This is a genomic window from Arcicella sp. GW822-FHT02H01, from assembly GCF_058802005.1.
Genome location: NZ_JBXANT010000001.1, coordinates 1,144,981 through 1,160,826 on the forward strand (window position 1 = coordinate 1,144,981; position 15,846 = coordinate 1,160,826).

At 34.7% G+C, this 15,846-nt stretch carries 14 protein-coding genes; 7 read left to right on the plus strand and 7 right to left on the minus strand.

All coding sequences use genetic code 11. The features are described from left to right. Positions 1–229 precede the first annotated feature (229 nt). Together AC1RNE_RS04915 and AC1RNE_RS04920 are read left to right on the plus strand one after the other, a co-directional pair. Positions 230–1,996: a tetratricopeptide repeat-containing sensor histidine kinase gene (locus AC1RNE_RS04915; RefSeq protein WP_492799916.1), complete on the plus strand. Its 1,767-nt coding sequence runs from the start codon at positions 230–232 to the stop codon at positions 1,994–1,996. Then, positions 1,989–3,731: an OmpL47-type beta-barrel domain-containing protein gene (locus AC1RNE_RS04920; RefSeq protein WP_492799917.1), complete on the plus strand. Its 1,743-nt coding sequence runs from the start codon at positions 1,989–1,991 to the stop codon at positions 3,729–3,731. Before AC1RNE_RS04915 ends, AC1RNE_RS04920 begins: the two co-directional genes overlap by 8 nt. 102 nt (positions 3,732–3,833) lie before the next feature. On the opposite strand, the gene AC1RNE_RS04925 is transcribed toward AC1RNE_RS04920, so the two are convergent. The 5 genes from AC1RNE_RS04925 to thrA form a co-directional block, all read right to left on the minus strand. Further along, positions 3,834–4,436 (minus strand): Uma2 family endonuclease, encoded by a 603-nt coding sequence (locus tag AC1RNE_RS04925; RefSeq protein ID WP_492799918.1) that lies wholly within the window; start codon positions 4,434–4,436, stop codon positions 3,834–3,836. Between the two features lie 121 nt (positions 4,437–4,557). Continuing rightward, positions 4,558–5,493: a homoserine kinase gene (locus tag AC1RNE_RS04930; protein ID WP_492799919.1), complete on the minus strand. Its 936-nt coding sequence runs from the start codon at positions 5,491–5,493 to the stop codon at positions 4,558–4,560. A 4-nt stretch (positions 5,494–5,497) separates the two neighbouring features. Further along, complete coding sequence (locus tag AC1RNE_RS04935) at positions 5,498–5,731, minus strand: type II toxin-antitoxin system RelE/ParE family toxin (RefSeq protein WP_492799920.1); 234 nt, start codon at positions 5,729–5,731, stop codon at positions 5,498–5,500. A gap of 88 nt (positions 5,732–5,819) precedes the next feature. Next, on the minus strand, positions 5,820–6,068 hold the full coding sequence (locus AC1RNE_RS04940; protein ID WP_492799921.1) for a hypothetical protein: 249 nt from the start codon (positions 6,066–6,068) through the stop codon (positions 5,820–5,822). Positions 6,069–6,090: 22 nt separating this feature from the next. Further along, complete coding sequence (thrA, locus tag AC1RNE_RS04945) at positions 6,091–8,547, minus strand: bifunctional aspartate kinase/homoserine dehydrogenase I (protein ID WP_492799922.1); 2,457 nt, start codon at positions 8,545–8,547, stop codon at positions 6,091–6,093. Positions 8,548–8,874: 327 nt separating this feature from the next. Here thrA and AC1RNE_RS04950 point away from each other — a divergent pair, with 327 nt between their 5' ends. The 5 genes from AC1RNE_RS04950 to AC1RNE_RS04970 all read left to right on the plus strand — a co-directional run bounded on the left by AC1RNE_RS04950 (position 8,875) and on the right by AC1RNE_RS04970 (position 14,380). Next, positions 8,875–10,386, plus strand: a complete 1,512-nt coding sequence (locus AC1RNE_RS04950) for a choice-of-anchor I family protein (protein WP_492799923.1) — start codon at positions 8,875–8,877, stop codon at positions 10,384–10,386. Positions 10,387–10,570: 184 nt separating this feature from the next. Then, positions 10,571–11,689: a vWA domain-containing protein gene (locus AC1RNE_RS04955; RefSeq protein WP_323248223.1), complete on the plus strand. Its 1,119-nt coding sequence runs from the start codon at positions 10,571–10,573 to the stop codon at positions 11,687–11,689. 134 nt (positions 11,690–11,823) lie between these two features. Next, on the plus strand, positions 11,824–12,120 hold the full coding sequence (locus AC1RNE_RS04960; RefSeq protein ID WP_492799924.1) for a hypothetical protein: 297 nt from the start codon (positions 11,824–11,826) through the stop codon (positions 12,118–12,120). A 30-nt stretch (positions 12,121–12,150) separates the two neighbouring features. Further along, on the plus strand, positions 12,151–13,686 hold the full coding sequence (locus AC1RNE_RS04965) for a P-loop NTPase family protein (RefSeq protein ID WP_492799925.1): 1,536 nt from the start codon (positions 12,151–12,153) through the stop codon (positions 13,684–13,686). A 70-nt stretch (positions 13,687–13,756) separates the two neighbouring features. Further along, positions 13,757–14,380 carry a Uma2 family endonuclease gene (locus AC1RNE_RS04970; RefSeq protein WP_492799926.1) on the plus strand — a complete coding sequence of 208 codons (624 nt, stop codon included), beginning with the start codon at positions 13,757–13,759 and terminating at the stop codon, positions 14,378–14,380. A gap of 48 nt (positions 14,381–14,428) precedes the next feature. Here the strand turns inward: AC1RNE_RS04970 and AC1RNE_RS04975 are convergent, their stop codons facing one another. Both AC1RNE_RS04975 and rpsU read right to left on the minus strand, forming a co-directional pair. Further along, positions 14,429–15,313 carry a phage lytic cycle repressor MrpR family protein gene (locus AC1RNE_RS04975; protein WP_492799927.1) on the minus strand — a complete coding sequence of 295 codons (885 nt, stop codon included), beginning with the start codon at positions 15,311–15,313 and terminating at the stop codon, positions 14,429–14,431. A gap of 214 nt (positions 15,314–15,527) precedes the next feature. Continuing rightward, on the minus strand, positions 15,528–15,722 hold the full coding sequence (gene rpsU, locus AC1RNE_RS04980) for a 30S ribosomal protein S21 (protein ID WP_309920232.1): 195 nt from the start codon (positions 15,720–15,722) through the stop codon (positions 15,528–15,530). Between the last annotated feature and the right edge of the window lie 124 nt (positions 15,723–15,846).

Here is a 15,846-nt window from a genome sequence, read left to right on the forward strand (position 1 = left end):
CTTTGCAGTTATCAAATATTTTACCAACTAGCCACTATAAGGGTTTTACACTTTGATTTTCAAGAGATTAAGTACAGTCTAATCAATATTTACAACGTTTATTTTTATAATAATAACCTAAAATATAATCCATTTAAACTAATAAAAATTGAATGACTTACTACTCTTTTTTGCTGTATTGAAAGGGCGTTGTTTATTTTAACTTCCCATTAATGACTATTGTTCGAGTATGTATCCACTAAAAATATATTATTGCCTCCTTTCAATTATACTTCTTTCTTTTGGTTTTCAATCGAAGGCGCAAGTATTGCCTTTAAGTCGTTCAGATTCTGGACGTGTTATACAATTCCAAGCTCAATACGAAAATTTTATTGATGTAAATAATTACAAAGAAGCATCAAGAATGATGAATGAAATAGGGTTCATTTATTGGAATTATAACCAATACAAAAGAGCCATTCCTTTCTATGAAAAAAGCTTAAATCTAAATATAAAAATTGAAAACAAAAATGGTAGTGCTATGATTCATAACAACTTGGGTATGCTGTATGCAGATGCCGAAGAATATGACAAAGCGTTGTACCATTTTACCCAAACACTGGCTGCTAGAAGAGTTCAGAAAGAACCTTTCAGTATTATCTCGTCATTAATCAATCGCTCTGTTGTTTATAATAATATAAAAAAATATAATCTTGCCCTAAATGACCTTGACGAAGCACTGAATTTAGCGAGGGAATTGAACGATATTAAACAAATGGCAAGCACTTATGCCATGCTGAGCGAGACTTATGAAAAAGCAGGTAATGTAGATGAATCGCTTAAATATTTCAGTCTCTATAAATCCTTTCATGACCAATTACAAAAAAAGGAAGTAACCAAATTAGCTAGTGATTTAGAAGCCGAAAGTTTGAAAAAACAATTAGCCGAGTCTATGGCTAAAACCAAAGAACTAGAATTAGAAAAAAACGAGATTAAGCTCAAAGAAAGTGGAGAGCAACTTCAGAATGTAAAGACAAAAAACAATAATCTTTATCAAAACCTTACCCGTGCAGAAATTGTAGTTGAATTACAAAAACAACGTTTGAAAGCCGAACAAGCGAATGCCGAAGTAGCACAAGCCCAAAATACTGTACTGGAAAAAGAGAATAAATACATTTTTATTATTACCAGTATTATTATTTTATTTGTGCTTGCTATCGCTACAATTGTATATCTGAATAGTGTAAAAATTAAAAAGCAAAATGAACAGCTCTCTCAGCAAAATCAAGAAATAGCTGAACAAAAAGAGCAATTGACGATTTCAAACGATGTAAAGAACAAGATTTTCTCTATCATCGCGCATGACCTTCGTGGACCGATTGCTTCTTTACAAAGCTTCTTTGTGATTATAGAAGAGGATTATTATGACGATATTCCTGAAGATTTAAGAGAGATTTTGAATCAGTTAAAAACCGATAATGCACAGGTTTCAACCATTTTAGACAATCTTTTGAACTGGGCAAAAACACAAATGGCTGAACTTAAACCAAAAATTCAGACAGTAAATATTCATGATATAGTTGAGGAAAATATTAATTTGCTTCAACGCATTGCTGAAGTAAAAGAGATAATCCTTATTAATGAAGTACCCGCTGAATTAGAGGCTAGTTCAGATATTGAAATGACCAAGATTGTCCTTCGCAACCTGATTCAAAATGCCATCAAATTCACAAAAGCAAAAGGAACTATTAAAGTACAAGCAAAGGATAGCGGTGAACATGTAGAAATAGTAGTGATTGATAGCGGCGTTGGAATGAATGAAGATAAACTAAAAACATTATTTAATCTTAAAAGTAATAAATCAACCTATGGAACTAATAAAGAAAAAGGAACTGGCTTAGGGTTAGTACTTTGTAATGACTTTATTAAGATTTGTGGAGGTAAACTTAAAGTTGAAAGTGAATTAAATGTAGGCACTACTATTACCGTAACCTTGAATAAAACAAAAAATGCGTAAACACATACTAAACACAATTATTTTGATAGTAATGGCTTTTGGTGCCGTTGCTCAGACTAGCAAGCCTAAACATTATACTGATAGTACTTCAGGTAAATTGTATTGGAACAAGAAGTTACCCGTTTATATCTGGGTATCCACCACCCCCGACCATGCCGAAAAGTTATTGAACAAATCTCCTAATCAAAAATATTCATTTCCTTTCTATTTGGATACCGAAGGGGTAAATTATATTCGTTCAAAAAATGCCATTGATCCAGAAACAAGAGCAGTTGTTGAGCCACCACAAGAAGTAAGATTAGAAATCTATGCTGATGGAATTGCACCTGAAACGGGTATTTCTTTATTCAATGGGTCTAAGAAATATGTTAATGCCGAAGGAAAGATTTTCTATGGTCCTTTTGTGAACTTTAGCTTGTCAGCTAACGATAAAACAAGTGGTGTAGAGACAGTTTTTTATGCCATCAACAATACTTCTTTTGAAGCATATAAATCTGAAAAGAAAATAGCGACACAAGGTAACTATGTGTTGAAATACTACGCAACCGATAATGTAGGAAATGCTAGTACAATGCAGCAGGAAACGTTTACAGTTGATAATACGCCTCCTTTTACAAATTTGACGGTAAATGGTGTTACTGATGATAAAGTAATTTCATTCACCAGTAGACTATATTTCAATACTGAAGATAGTATTTCGGGGCTAAAAGGTACTTATTACAAATTCGATGATGGTGCCATCCAGCCTTATGATGGAAAAAGTATTCCTTTTTCAGTTCTATCTGAAGGAAAACATACTCTGTATTACTATTCAACAGATAATGTAAATAACCAAGAGAAAGAAAGAAAATTCGAATTCTTCCTAGATAAAAGCTCTCCTTTGATGGCTACAGATATATTAGGAGATAGATTTATTGCTAACAATACTGTTTATTTCTCTGGAAAAACAAAACTGAAATTAACAGCTATAGATAACAAAGTAGGTATTAAGGAAGTAAAATATTCAATTGATAATCAGCCATTTGTTAATTATACTAATCCATTCTATTTACCAAGTATCTCTGGTATGCACAATATCAGGTATTATTCTGTTGATAATTTAAACAATCAAACTACAAGTTTAAATGGAGCTGGCTATGAAGAATTTAAGCATAATATCAGCAAAGTGTATGTAGATTTAACGGGGCCAAATCTTCAACATGAAGTCATTGGTGATATTGTTACAAGAAGAGATACGATGTTACTTGGACCTAATAATTTTATCCAGTTGAAAGCAAATGACCCTGAGTCTGGTTTACAAAAAATCACGTATAATTTTGATGGCAAGTTAATTGAAAATGATTATATCAAGCCAATCAAAATGACTGAAAAAGGTGTTCATAAATTTGAGTACTATGGCTATGATAATGTAAACAATAGAAATTCTGCTTCATTTGTCTTTGTAAGTGATATTGAAGGCCCAGAGCTTTTCACCTTCTGGACAGTTGGTAGTATTAATACTACTAAACAAGGCCTTGATATTTATCCATCAACAGTGGGCTTTACACTAGCAGGAACCGACGTACTCGCAGGGTTAAAATCGATTACTTATAGTATTAACGGACAAGCGCCAAAAATCTATCTTAATACGATTGGTGGTTTCAAAGCCAATACTAAATACACTGTTAAGATAACAGGTACTGATTATTTGGGTAATCAATCATTTAAGGAAGTAACCTTTATGACAGGGAAATAATTATTATCAAAAATATTAACACAAAAATGCCCTTATCTTAATTGATAAGGGCATTTTTTGTATTCTTCAAACAAATATTTTACCTTTAAAATTGATTTCAATCTATGCTTGAGGGACATTCTCTTCCTCACTAACAAACTGAATACCATCATATATATCATCTAAAGTAATTGATGTTTCTAATGTTGGGAATTGAATTGCATCTGTCAATTTATCAAAAAAGTTAAATTCAAACGTTTGGGAATTTTCTTTTCGTTGATAGCATTCTACCAAAGCAGTATTTTGATGCACCATTAAATAATATTGTAGCGAAGGCAAAGCAGTATATTGTCTGAATTTTTTATTTCTATCTACCTCCTCTGTAATTTCAGAAAGTACTTCAACAATCAGTACGGGTTTTGTTACATGTCGAATATCTTTGATAGTGTCAGAAGCTGTAATCACTAAATCAGGATAACGGTAAATTCTTCTTTCATGAACAATTGTCCGAACATCATGAGTAAAGATACGAAAACCCTTTTTTCGTAACTCTTTTCGTAGAGTTGCTGAAATGTTTCCAGCAATTTCATTGGCATCTAAGGTTTCTCCAGGCATAGGTATTAATATTCCATCTTCATATTCATGACGGATTTCTGAGTGATTTTCGATTTCGAAATACTCTTCAACGCTATATATTCGTGCTGAAACTTCTATTAAATCGCTCATTGTAGATGTTAATTAATGTTTTTAAAACATAAAAAGTTTATGAATAATAAGAATGAGTGAAATTACCTCAAAACTTATCACTCATAAACTAAATTAATACTTTTTATCTATAAAGTCAATATTAGCCCAAAACCACTGGACCAGCTTGATTAATGCCCGACACATAACATTCAGAACCAATGCCTACTTTAGCAAACCCGTCTTGCATGGCTTTGCCTACCCTATTTGCCGTAAATAAATCCTTCGACAATGCAAACATCGAAGGTCCTGAACCAGAAATGGAACAACCTAATGCTCCGTTTTCTAAAGCTGCATTCTTCACGTCGTCAAACTGAGGAATCAAGATAGAACGAATTGGTTCAATAATAACATCTACCAAACTTCTCGAAATTAAGTCATAATCTGGCAACATAAAACCTGCTACTAAACCTGCTACATTTCCCATTTGTGTAATCGTATTTTTCAGAGAAATCTCGCGTTTTAAAATATTACGGGCGTCTTTCGTATTAACTTCTATGTGTGGATGAACAATGGTAGCGTATAATTCTTTTGGCGTACGCAATTGGATAATATCCAATGGGTCATAAGAGCGAATAACAACAAAACCACCCATCAAACTCGGACCAACATTATCAGCATGAGCAGACCCACAGGCGATGAATTCGCCTTCCATGGCGAAGGGCAATAAATCTTTTTGGGCTAAAGGTTTACCAAGTAATTCATTCGCAGCAAAAACACCTGCCACTGCCGAAGCCGCAGAAGAACCTAAGCCAGAACCTAAAGGCATAAGCTTTTTAAGCTCCATCTCAAAACCCTGCCCTTCTTCACCAATCGCTTCTAAGAATTTAATAATAGCAATACCTGCCGTATTTTTTTCAGCCGCTAAAGGCAAACGTCCATCATCACCTTCAATCTTTAAAATTTTGACACCCTTTGTATCAGATTTTCTTAATATAATTTCGTCGCCCGGATTATCTACGGCAAAACCGAAAATATCAAAACCACAGGCCACATTCGCCACCGTAGCAGGGGCAAAAACTTTTATTGAATTTGTCATATAATCAAAGACCTACTTGTGTTAAAAGTTGATCTAATTCTTTTTCATTAATATTCTCTTGCTCACTTTTGTCATAAATCGTCAAGAGATAAATAGTTTCATTTACAATTTTCACACAAGTAATTACTCTTGCTCCACCCGATTTTCCTTTTCTTTTAGCCGAATTGCCATTCTTACTTTGTAGCAATCTCTCCCAATCGAGACGCCTTGAAAAGCATTCTCTTCTAAAGAGTCTCATAGCTTTTCAAAGTCTATATCAATTGATTTGTACTTTTTGAAAAGAGGCTTAAATGCTTTTTTAAACGAAAGTAGAATAACGACTTTCATCAGGCTTCATTTCTAATTTCAGTTAAAAAATCACGAGCAGTCTGCAACTCAATCTTCCCCTGCTGATGCAAATCCACCTGAACCAATGCCTCTTTTAAGTCTTCAACAAATTCTCTTTGTTCAGCAGTAAGTAGCTTTTTGGTTTTCTTAGTACTACTATCTTCCTTTACTTGGAAGTGCAAAGTCTTCGCCAATTCCTGAATTAACGAAATATGTTTGGGCTGAACATTTTCTAAAATAAGGTTCATAATCGTAAAATTTTAACTGTAATTAAGCTAAATAACTCCCAATCGCAACAATATCTGCAAATACGCCTGACGCCGTTACTTCTGCTCCTGCTCCTGGTCCTTTGATAACCAATGGGCGGTCATGATAACGTTTTGTAGTGAATGAAATCACATTGTCAGCACCATCCATCATATAAAATGGATGTGTTTTTCCGATACTTCTTACACCAATCGTAATCTTATTATTTTCTAAAGTAGCGATAAATCTCAATACTTCTCCTTTTGCTTCCGCTTCGTTTACCATTCCTTCAAAATAGCTATTAGATACTTCTAGCTGTTTGAAGAAATCCTCTACGGTAGGTGCCGTTTCACAGTTCTCTGGTAATAATTTCAAGATTTCAACATCTTCTGGTTCAAGACGTAAACCTATTTCTCTACCTAAAATCAAAATCTTACGGGCTACGTCCATTCCACTTAAATCTTCTCGTGGGTCTGGTTCTGTATAACCTTTTACTTTAGCCTCGCGAACGATGTCTGCAAATTTTACACCTGCTTTGAAATTATTGAAGATATAAGATAAAGTACCCGACAATACGCCTTCTATTTTCTCAAATCTATCTCCTGACGAAATCAAGCCTTGTAAAGTATTGATAACGGGTAAACCTGCCCCTACGTTAGTTTCATACAAGAACTTCACTCCTTTTTTCAAGGCTGTTCTATGCAATAATGCATAGTCTTCATAACGACCAGAATTGGCTACTTTATTAGGCGTTACTACTGAAATATTGGCTTCGAATAATCCTAAATAATAATTATGAATCTCTTTATTGGCTGTACAATCTGCAAAGATTGAATTAGGTAAATTTAATCTTTTTGCTTCTTCTACAAATGCCCAAATCTCAGCAGGTTTCCCTTTTCCATCTCGTTCTTCTTCCCAGTTTTCCATCGGAATTCCTTGTGCATCAATCAGCATTTTCTTAGAATTCATTACTCCTACTAAATTAACCTTCAAGGCTTTGTATTTAGAAAGATAATTTTCTTGTCCTTGTATTTGTTCCAAGAGTGCTTTTCCTATCAAACCTGTTCCTACTAAGAAAAGGTTCAATGTTTTTGCTTGCGAGAAGAAGAAAGAATCATGGATAACATTCAATGCTTTTGAAATATCTTTCTTCTCAATTACTACTGAAATATTTAATTCTGAAGACCCTTGGGCTGTCGCTACGATATTAATACCGTTCTTTCCTAATACAGAAAACAGTTTACCGCTTACGCCCGTATGGCGACGCATTCCCTCTCCTACCACAGCTATTACGGAAAGGTTTTCTTGAATATCAATGCCTTCTACATCGCCATCAGCAATTTCTGTTTTGAATTCATCTTCTAATAAAGCTTTTACTGCTACTGATGCAGATGGTTCTATGGCAAAACAGATAGAGTGTTCAGAAGATGCTTGAGAAATCAGGATAACCGAAATTTTGTGTTTTGCTAATACTGTAAATAGCTTAGCAGAAACCCCCGCAACACCAATCATCCCTGAGCCTTGTAGGTTGACCAAAGCCAGATTATCAATCGAGCTGATACCCGTGATGATGTATTCAGACGATTCGGCGGTACGGTTAACAACCGTTCCGATAAAGTCTGTATTAAATGTATTTAAAACCCTGATGGGGATATTTTTTGTAAAAGCAGGTTGCAATGATGGTGGATAAATTACCTTTGCCCCAAAGTGTGTCAATTCCATTGCCTCCGCATAAGTAATGGTTGGAATGGTAAAGGCATTTTTCACCTTTCTTGGGTCAGCAGTCATCATGCCATCTACATCAGTCCAAATTTCAATTTCAGAAGCATTCAATGCCGCTCCGAAAATAGAACCTGTGTAATCAGAACCTCCACGACCTAATGTCGTTGTTTCTCCTTTTTCGGTTGAACCAATAAAGCCCGTAATTAACTGAAGAGACCTTGTTTTTGAAAAATGTTCCTGAATTAGGCGATTGGTAACTTCAAAATTCACAGTTGCCATGCCAAAATTGGCATCAGTTCTTATTACCTTACGGGCATCTAAAAACTGACAGTCAACACCTTGAGCATGAAGAATTTCATGAATTAAGGTGGTTGAAAGTCGCTCTCCAAAACTTACAATCAAGTCGGATGTTCGGGTAGAGATTTCACGAATCAAAGAAACCCCTTTCAGTAAGTCTTCTAATTCATTAATAATGGTACGAATGTTAGCAAATACTTTCGACTGAGATTTTACGTCAATTAATGCACGTACAACTGTGAAATGACGGTCTTCAATTCCCTTTACAATGTCGAAGTAAGATGTATCATTCGTAGAAGCTAAGTCTCCCGCTTTCAACAATTGGTTGGTTACCCCTCCCATTGCCGAAAATACGGCTGCAATTCTTTCCTCTTTAGCTTGCTTGCTTTTAATAATCCCTAATACTGCTTGGATACTTTCAGTAGTACCACAAGAAGTTCCTCCAAATTTTAAAACTTTCATAATGATTTAATTGATTGAGTGATATTGGGTTGAATATTTTTCTCCTATAATCACTCCGACTGCTTTACAACAGCAGGTTTTTTATTTGATAATTTTATGAGCGACAAATATACCAATACTCTACTAGTTTTAAAGAATAAAGGATAGATTCTTACTTAGATTTATTGCTAAAACGCATAATTATTTTTACTATCCCTCAGAAAGCCTTCGTATAAGTAATGCTACAATGCGTTTTTGGGTTAGGAGGAAAAGATAAATTAACTCAGAGTTAACCATTTATTAACAAGCCTCTTTGCTGTCCTACATAGTTTTGCAGAAAAAAAAGAAATGAAAAGAACATTCCTATCCCTTTCCCTTTTACTAACAACCCTATTGATAAGTTGCAGCAAAGATGAAGCAGAGTTTTTTGTAAATGAAGACGCTGCTACTTTTGCAGAAATAGGAAGCATCGATATTGGTGATGTTGGTGCGGCTGAAATTTCAGCCTATGACCCTCAGACAAAACGTTTATTTGTAGTAAATAATGGCACAGTCAATAAAATTGATGTGATTGATTTTGCTGACCCAACCAACATGAAAGTCATCAGCTCAATTAGCATGGCACCTTATGGTGGAGCAGTAAATAGCGTTGCGGTTTCAAACGGTAAATTAGCAGCAGCGATTGAGTCGTTGAATAAGCAAGAAAATGGTAAAGTAGCGGTATTCAATACTGCTGACTATAAAGAAGTAAAAGTAATTACGGTAGGTGCTTTGCCAGATATGATTACTTATTCACCAGATGGTAACCTTATCCTTACAGCCAACGAAGGGGAACCAGATGCTACTTATAAAAATGACCCTGTTGGTTCTATTTCAATTATTTCGGTAAACGATAATTATTCGGTAACGACATTAGATTTTTCTGGTTTTGCAAGTCAGCAAACTGCTTTAATGGCTAAAGGATTAAGAATATTTGGCTTAAATGCTACTTTTGCGAAAGACATCGAGCCTGAATATATCGCAGTAGCTGACGATTCAAAAACGGCTTGGGTGACGCTTCAAGAAAATAATGCAATTGCAAAACTGAATCTTGAAACTAAAACGATTACTACTATCCTTCCTTTAGGTTTCAAAGACTATGGTCTGGATGCTAATGCTATTGACGTTAGTGATAAAGATAATGCCGTAGCACTTAGTAAATGGACTAATATAAAAGGAATGTATCAGCCTGATGCTATCGCTTTTATGCAACATGCAGGAATTCCTTATTTATTTACTGCCAACGAAGGTGATGCTAGAGAGTATGATGCTTTTTCTGAAATCAAAAGAGTAAGTGCTTTAAAGTTGGATGCTACTGCTTTCCCAAATGCTGCTGACCTTATTAAAGCAGAAAAAGCGGGTAGATTAAATGTAACAACTACTTTAGGTGATACAGATGGCGATGGAGACTACGATTTTCTTTATTCTTTAGGCGCTCGTTCTTTCAGTGTTTGGAATGGTAATGACGGAACCTTGGTGTTTGATAGCAAAAACGAACTTGATACTAAAGTAATTGCTGTTCCTAATCTATATGATGATACCAGAAGTGACGATAAATCTGTAGAGCCAGAAGGCATTACAGTGGGAACTGTTGGTAACAAAAAAATTGCCTTTGTAGGGATGGAACGTGTTGATGCAGTAGCGGTTTATGATGTTACGATTCCAACAAGTCCTGTATTTTTACAAATTTTGAAATGTGGAGATGCTCCAGAAGGCGTATTATTTATTCCTGCGAAGAATAGCCCTACCCAAAAAAGTTTGTTAGTTGTAAGTAGCGAAAACGATGGTGTAATCAAGGTTTATAAGCCAAATACCCTATAATTTTACTGAGTCTCTAAATATTTTTTATTAAAACCATACATTTAGTCAAGGCTAAAAGTATGGTTTTTTTTATTTATTATCATTAATATCAACGATAATTAAACCCATTCGCTAAAGTTTTTGTTTTATATTTATACTGTGCAAAAAAAATAGCACTCCATTTTCATCAATCCTATATATAAATATGCTTGGCTATCGTTTTTCAGAATATATTCCTCAGGAAGCCGAAGACGGCAAAAAAGCCAAATTCGACCAACTTTTAGACATTTTTAATCAACTGGTTACCATGACTGCCGGCAATGTTTCGGAGGCTTTAACATGGCTAACTTCGTTAGATAAACAATATAACCTTACTGATAATTCTTATGGAATAGCCGATTTTATTGACGATTTGAAATCAAAGGGCTATATCAAAGAAGAAAAAAATGAAGAAGGTGAAGAAGAACCAATCCTTACGTCAAAGGGGGAGCAAAGTATCAGAAAGCAGTCGCTGGATGAGATTTTTGGTAAATTAAAGAAAACAGGCTCAAACGGAAATCACAGAACGCCGTATCAAGGCACTGGAGACGAAAACAATACCGACCGCCGAGAGTTTCAATTTGGAGATGCGATGGACCAAATCGCGATGACAGAATCTATCAGAAATGCGCAAATCAATAATGGTGTAGAAAACTTTATGTTGACAGAAAACGACCTAGAAATCGTTGATAAGGAATATAAAGCCCAAACTTCTACCGTTTTGATGATTGATATTTCACATTCGATGATTTTGTATGGCGAAGACAGAATTACTCCTGCCAAAAAAGTTGCGATGGCTATGGCAGAGTTGATTATGACAAAATATCCAAAAGACACTTTGGATGTTATTGTTTTTGGGAATGATGCTTGGCAGATTCAAGTAAGAGATTTACCTTATTTAGAAGTTGGCCCATATCATACCAATACCGTAGCAGGTTTGGAACTTGCCATGGATTTATTGAGAAGAAGAAAGAATAAAAACAAACAGATTTTTATGATAACCGACGGCAAACCTACTTGTTTAAAAGAAGGGATTCGCTATTATAAAAATTCATTTGGTTTGGATAAAAAAATACTAAATAAAACGTTAACCTTAGCGGCGCAGTGTCGTCGTTTAAAAATTCCAGTAACAACTTTTATGATTGCTCGTGACCAATATCTAAAGGAATTCGTACAAGAATTCACTAAGATTAATAACGGGCGGGCGTATTATTCTTCATTAAAAGGACTCGGAGAGTTTATTTTTGAAGATTATGAAAAAAACAGAAAGAAAGATGTGAGGTAATTTAGCTATTAGCTTTGAGCGGTAAGCTTTGAGATTGGTTGTCAACTAGTTTGGAAGAGAAGTATTTTCAAATTAGCATATCTTCAAATTTTCAAATCACTAACACGTCCTTAAACCCCAAAACTTCAGAAATCATGAATTTAAAACCTATTTATATAGCCGCTGAAAAGCACGAATCATACCTTCAATGCATAGACCATGAGGCGAAAGCTAAAATTTTGCCCTATAGGGCACAAGGAGAGGCATTTTCAAGAGAATCGTCTGTCGCAAAATCGTATGATGACGAGAATTATGCAGAAGCGTATTCAGAAGTTATTAAATTAAAATTGAAAGGACAAAATATACAAAATAGAGATGTTCTGGGTTTTATTGCTAATCGCAGTTATGGTTCAGCAATTTTAAATAAAAAGAACCTTTCTCACTTAAAATAAATCTCATTTTTCATAAGATACAATAGCATAATGTCATACAAAACAATCGATTCAACAGCACTGTTAAATATTCACACACTCGGTCAATTAAAAGCATCAGGCTACCAACCAAAATCAATAAAAGATGAATTAAGGGATAACTTAATCGTTAAAATTAAAAATAAAGAGAATGTTTTTGAAGGAATCTGGGGCTATGAAGATACCGTGATTCCTGATATTGAAAGAGCTATACTTTCGCAACACCATATTAATTTATTGGGTTTACGTGGACAAGCCAAAACACGTATTGCTAGATTGATGGTGAATTTATTGGACGAGTATATTCCTGTAGTAAAAGGTTCGGAGCTAAATGACGACCCTTTACAGCCACTTTCTCGTTTTGCGAAAGATTTAATCGAAGAACATGGTGATTTAACACCTGTTTCTTGGATGCACAGAAGTGACCGTTATACAGAAAAATTAGCTACGCCAGATGTATCGGTGGCCGATTTGATTGGAGATGCCGACCCAATCAAAGCTGCAACATTGCGTTTGCCGTACTCTGATGAAAGAGTAGTGCATTTTGGGCTAATTCCACGTTCACATCGTTGTATTTTTGTAATTAACGAATTGCCCGATTTACAAGCTCGTATTCAGGTATCGCTTTTTAATATTTTACAAGAAGGAGATATTCAAATTCGTGGTTTCAAAATTCGGTTACCACTTGATTTACAGTTTGTATTTACAGCTAATCCAGAAGATTATACCAATCGTGGTTCAATTGTAACGCCACTAAAAGACCGTATCGATTCTCAGATTGTTACCCATTATCCAAAAACGTTGGAAATTGGCAAAAAGATTACGTTACAAGAAGCAAAATTAAAAGGCGAGCAAGAGGAATTAGTAACGACTAATCATATCATGGACGATTTGATTGAGCAAATTGCCATTGAAGCTCGTTCATCTGAATTCGTTGATGCTAAATCTGGTGTTTCAGCCCGTATGACTATTTCTGCTTATGAAAACTTGATTTCTGCCGCCGAAAGACGTGCATTGCTGAATGATGAAGACAAAACTTATGTGCGTGTAGCCGATTTGGTTGGGGTTATACCTGCTGTTTGTGGCAAAGTTGAGTTGGTGTATGAAGGCGAAGTAGAAGGTCCAGTAATTGTAGCACAAAACCTGATTGGGAAAGCTATCAGAACACAATTCCTGAATTTCTTCCCAGACCCTGAGAAAATCAAGAAAGCTGCTAAAGATAAAGCTGGTAAAAACCCTTATAAACCAATTATTGATTGGTTTATGGATGGTAATGTCATGGATATTTTAAATGATTGCTCTGACAAAGACTATTCAGCTCGTTTACGCACAATAGAAGGTTTGGATGAACTTATCGAAAAAGTATATCCAGCCATGCAAGGCAGAGAAAAACTATTCATGATGGAATTTGTACTCCACGGACTATCAGAGTTTTCTATTATTTCTAAAAAGAGCCTTGAAAAAGGACTTCAATTCAAAGATTTAACAGATTCTCTGTTCGACTTAGACAAGTTCAAATTTGATGATGACGAAGAAGATTATAAATAAGTAACGATAAAAAGACTTGGCAAAATTGTTAAGTCTTTTTAAATTGCATTAATTAAACAAATTGCTATTTATGGTCATAGCAGATAAAATCCCTCAAAAAATAGCGCGCGTACGCAAGCCTAAAGAGATTCCAGACGCTCTCGTTTATGAAATTATAGACGGGCGAAAACTCTATTATAAAGGTTACAAAGAAGTTCTATCCAAAAAGAAAAAAATCGAAGATATTATGGGCAGTAGTACTCTACAAGGTTTTATTATCTTTTACTTATTAAAAATATGTTATCGTTTTTTAGACGATAATCAATATATATTCTTAACAAATGAGTCAGGCTTACATCTCGAAAAATCTAATAACCTTTCTACCGATATCAGTATTTTTGAAAAGGATGTTTTAACATCTAAAGAAATAAATTTAAAATATGCTGATGTATGTCCTAAAGTCGTATTGGAAATAGATATCAGAATTGACCTTTCTGATGAAAAAGACTTTGATTATACTTTTACAAAAACCAATAAACTTTTAGAGTTTGGCACAGAAAAAGTAATCTGGATTTTTACCAAAACACAGAAAGTAGTTATCGCTACCAAAGATGAAGATTGGATTGTTAGAGATTGGAATAAAGACGTTGAATTATTAGACGGACACCTTTTCAACATCGGAAATTACCTTAAAGAACAAGGGGTAACATTATAAAAGATTGATTTTCACTAATCACCAATCACTTATTATCTAATCACTCCATTATGCCTTTGGATGTGCTTGCTCGTAAATCTTCTTAATTTTCTCCATAGAATTATGGGTGTACACTTGTGTAGCTGAAAGCGACGAATGTCCCAATAAATCCTTAATAGCATTCAAATCGGCACCATTATTCAACAGGTGTGTAGCATAGGAATGGCGTAAAATGTGTGGGGACTTCTTGGCAAGGGTAGTAACCAATGACAAATACTTTTTAGTAATCCGCTGAATCATTACAGGGTAACTCTGTTGTCCTTTATCAGTTACAATCAAAAAATCGTTGCCTAAACATTCTGAATTTTTATACGATTGATAAGCTTGTATCAATGATACCAATTGCTGATTAATCGGTATTATCCTTTGCTTGTTCCGTTTCCCTAATACTGTTAGGGTTCTGTTATAAAAATCAATATCTCGGTCTTTTAAATCAATCATTTCTGACAAACGCATTCCTGTGCCATACAATAGCTCTAAAACCAGTTTATCACGTACACCAGCGAAATCTTCTGTAAAGTCCACATCATCCAGCAATGTATCTAATTCTGTTTCACGGACAAAAGAAGGAATTGTTTTCTGGGTTTTCATGGCTGAAACCTTAAACATGGGGTCTTTTTCGATGATTTTCTTCTGCAAAAGAAATTTGTAGAAGGTTCTGAGTGTAGCTATCTTTCTATTAATTGAACGGTTCTCCACTTTTGCCTCCACCAGTGAAACGATCCACGAACGAATCATCTGAAAATCTGCCAATTGAGGATGCTGAAAATCATAAGATTTACTTAAATATTCAGTAAACTGCTTCATATCTGTTCTATAAGCCGTAACTGTATGTTCGCTACTGCGTTTTTCAAACTGAATGTATTTAATGAAAAAATCTATAATTTCTGGCATTGGTTTTCTTGGAGGTTAATAGATTAAAAGCAATTCTTCGTTAGCGATTGCTTTGAGTGAATAATTTACAACAAAGCTAGTCTAAAAACAAAAGCGTCTGAACAAACATTGTTTATTCAGACGCTTTTTTATAATGCTGACGGTTATCGGCTTAATTCACGATTAAATTGATAACAAAATACTTCTGTTATTTGGAAATAAATCAATCTATGAACTATGCTTCTTCGTTACCGTACATTCTTTGTTTGTATGAAGCACGAATGATTTCAGTACGACGACCAACTGATGGTTTTTCGAATGCCGCACGTTTACGAAGTTGCTTTACAACGCCAGTTTTTTCAAATTTTTTCTTGAATCTTTTTAACGCTTTGTCGATTGACTCGTTTTCTTTAATATTGATAATCAGCATATTATTTGTTTGTTTAAAATCTTTTTTTGTAATAGAGGTGCAAAGATAAAACTTACTTCTTTAAATGTCAAGTTATTTAAGCAATAATTGCCTGATTGACGAATAGTTGAATACCCTTTTTGTA

Excerpts from the sequence above, each read along its gene's own strand:
- AC1RNE_RS04960 (WP_492799924.1), top strand. The coding sequence starts at position 11,824 with ATGAATTTAAAACCTATTTATATAGCCGCTGAAAAGCACGAATCATAC.
- AC1RNE_RS04925 (WP_492799918.1), bottom strand. The coding sequence starts at position 4,436 with ATGAGCGATTTAATAGAAGTTTCAGCACGAATATATAGCGTTGAAGAG.
- AC1RNE_RS04915 (WP_492799916.1), top strand. The coding sequence starts at position 230 with ATGTATCCACTAAAAATATATTATTGCCTCCTTTCAATTATACTTCTT.
- AC1RNE_RS04940 (WP_492799921.1), bottom strand. The coding sequence starts at position 6,068 with ATGAACCTTATTTTAGAAAATGTTCAGCCCAAACATATTTCGTTAATT.
- thrA (WP_492799922.1), bottom strand. The coding sequence starts at position 8,547 with ATGAAAGTTTTAAAATTTGGAGGAACTTCTTGTGGTACTACTGAAAGT.
- AC1RNE_RS04950 (WP_492799923.1), top strand. The coding sequence starts at position 8,875 with ATGAAAAGAACATTCCTATCCCTTTCCCTTTTACTAACAACCCTATTG.
- AC1RNE_RS04970 (WP_492799926.1), top strand. The coding sequence starts at position 13,757 with ATGGTCATAGCAGATAAAATCCCTCAAAAAATAGCGCGCGTACGCAAG.
- AC1RNE_RS04965 (WP_492799925.1), top strand. The coding sequence starts at position 12,151 with ATGTCATACAAAACAATCGATTCAACAGCACTGTTAAATATTCACACA.
- AC1RNE_RS04975 (WP_492799927.1), bottom strand. The coding sequence starts at position 15,313 with ATGCCAGAAATTATAGATTTTTTCATTAAATACATTCAGTTTGAAAAA.
- rpsU (WP_309920232.1), bottom strand. The coding sequence starts at position 15,722 with ATGCTGATTATCAATATTAAAGAAAACGAGTCAATCGACAAAGCGTTA.
- AC1RNE_RS04955 (WP_323248223.1), top strand. The coding sequence starts at position 10,571 with ATGCTTGGCTATCGTTTTTCAGAATATATTCCTCAGGAAGCCGAAGAC.
- AC1RNE_RS04930 (WP_492799919.1), bottom strand. The coding sequence starts at position 5,493 with ATGACAAATTCAATAAAAGTTTTTGCCCCTGCTACGGTGGCGAATGTG.
- AC1RNE_RS04935 (WP_492799920.1), bottom strand. The coding sequence starts at position 5,731 with ATGAGACTCTTTAGAAGAGAATGCTTTTCAAGGCGTCTCGATTGGGAG.
- AC1RNE_RS04920 (WP_492799917.1), top strand. The coding sequence starts at position 1,989 with ATGCGTAAACACATACTAAACACAATTATTTTGATAGTAATGGCTTTT.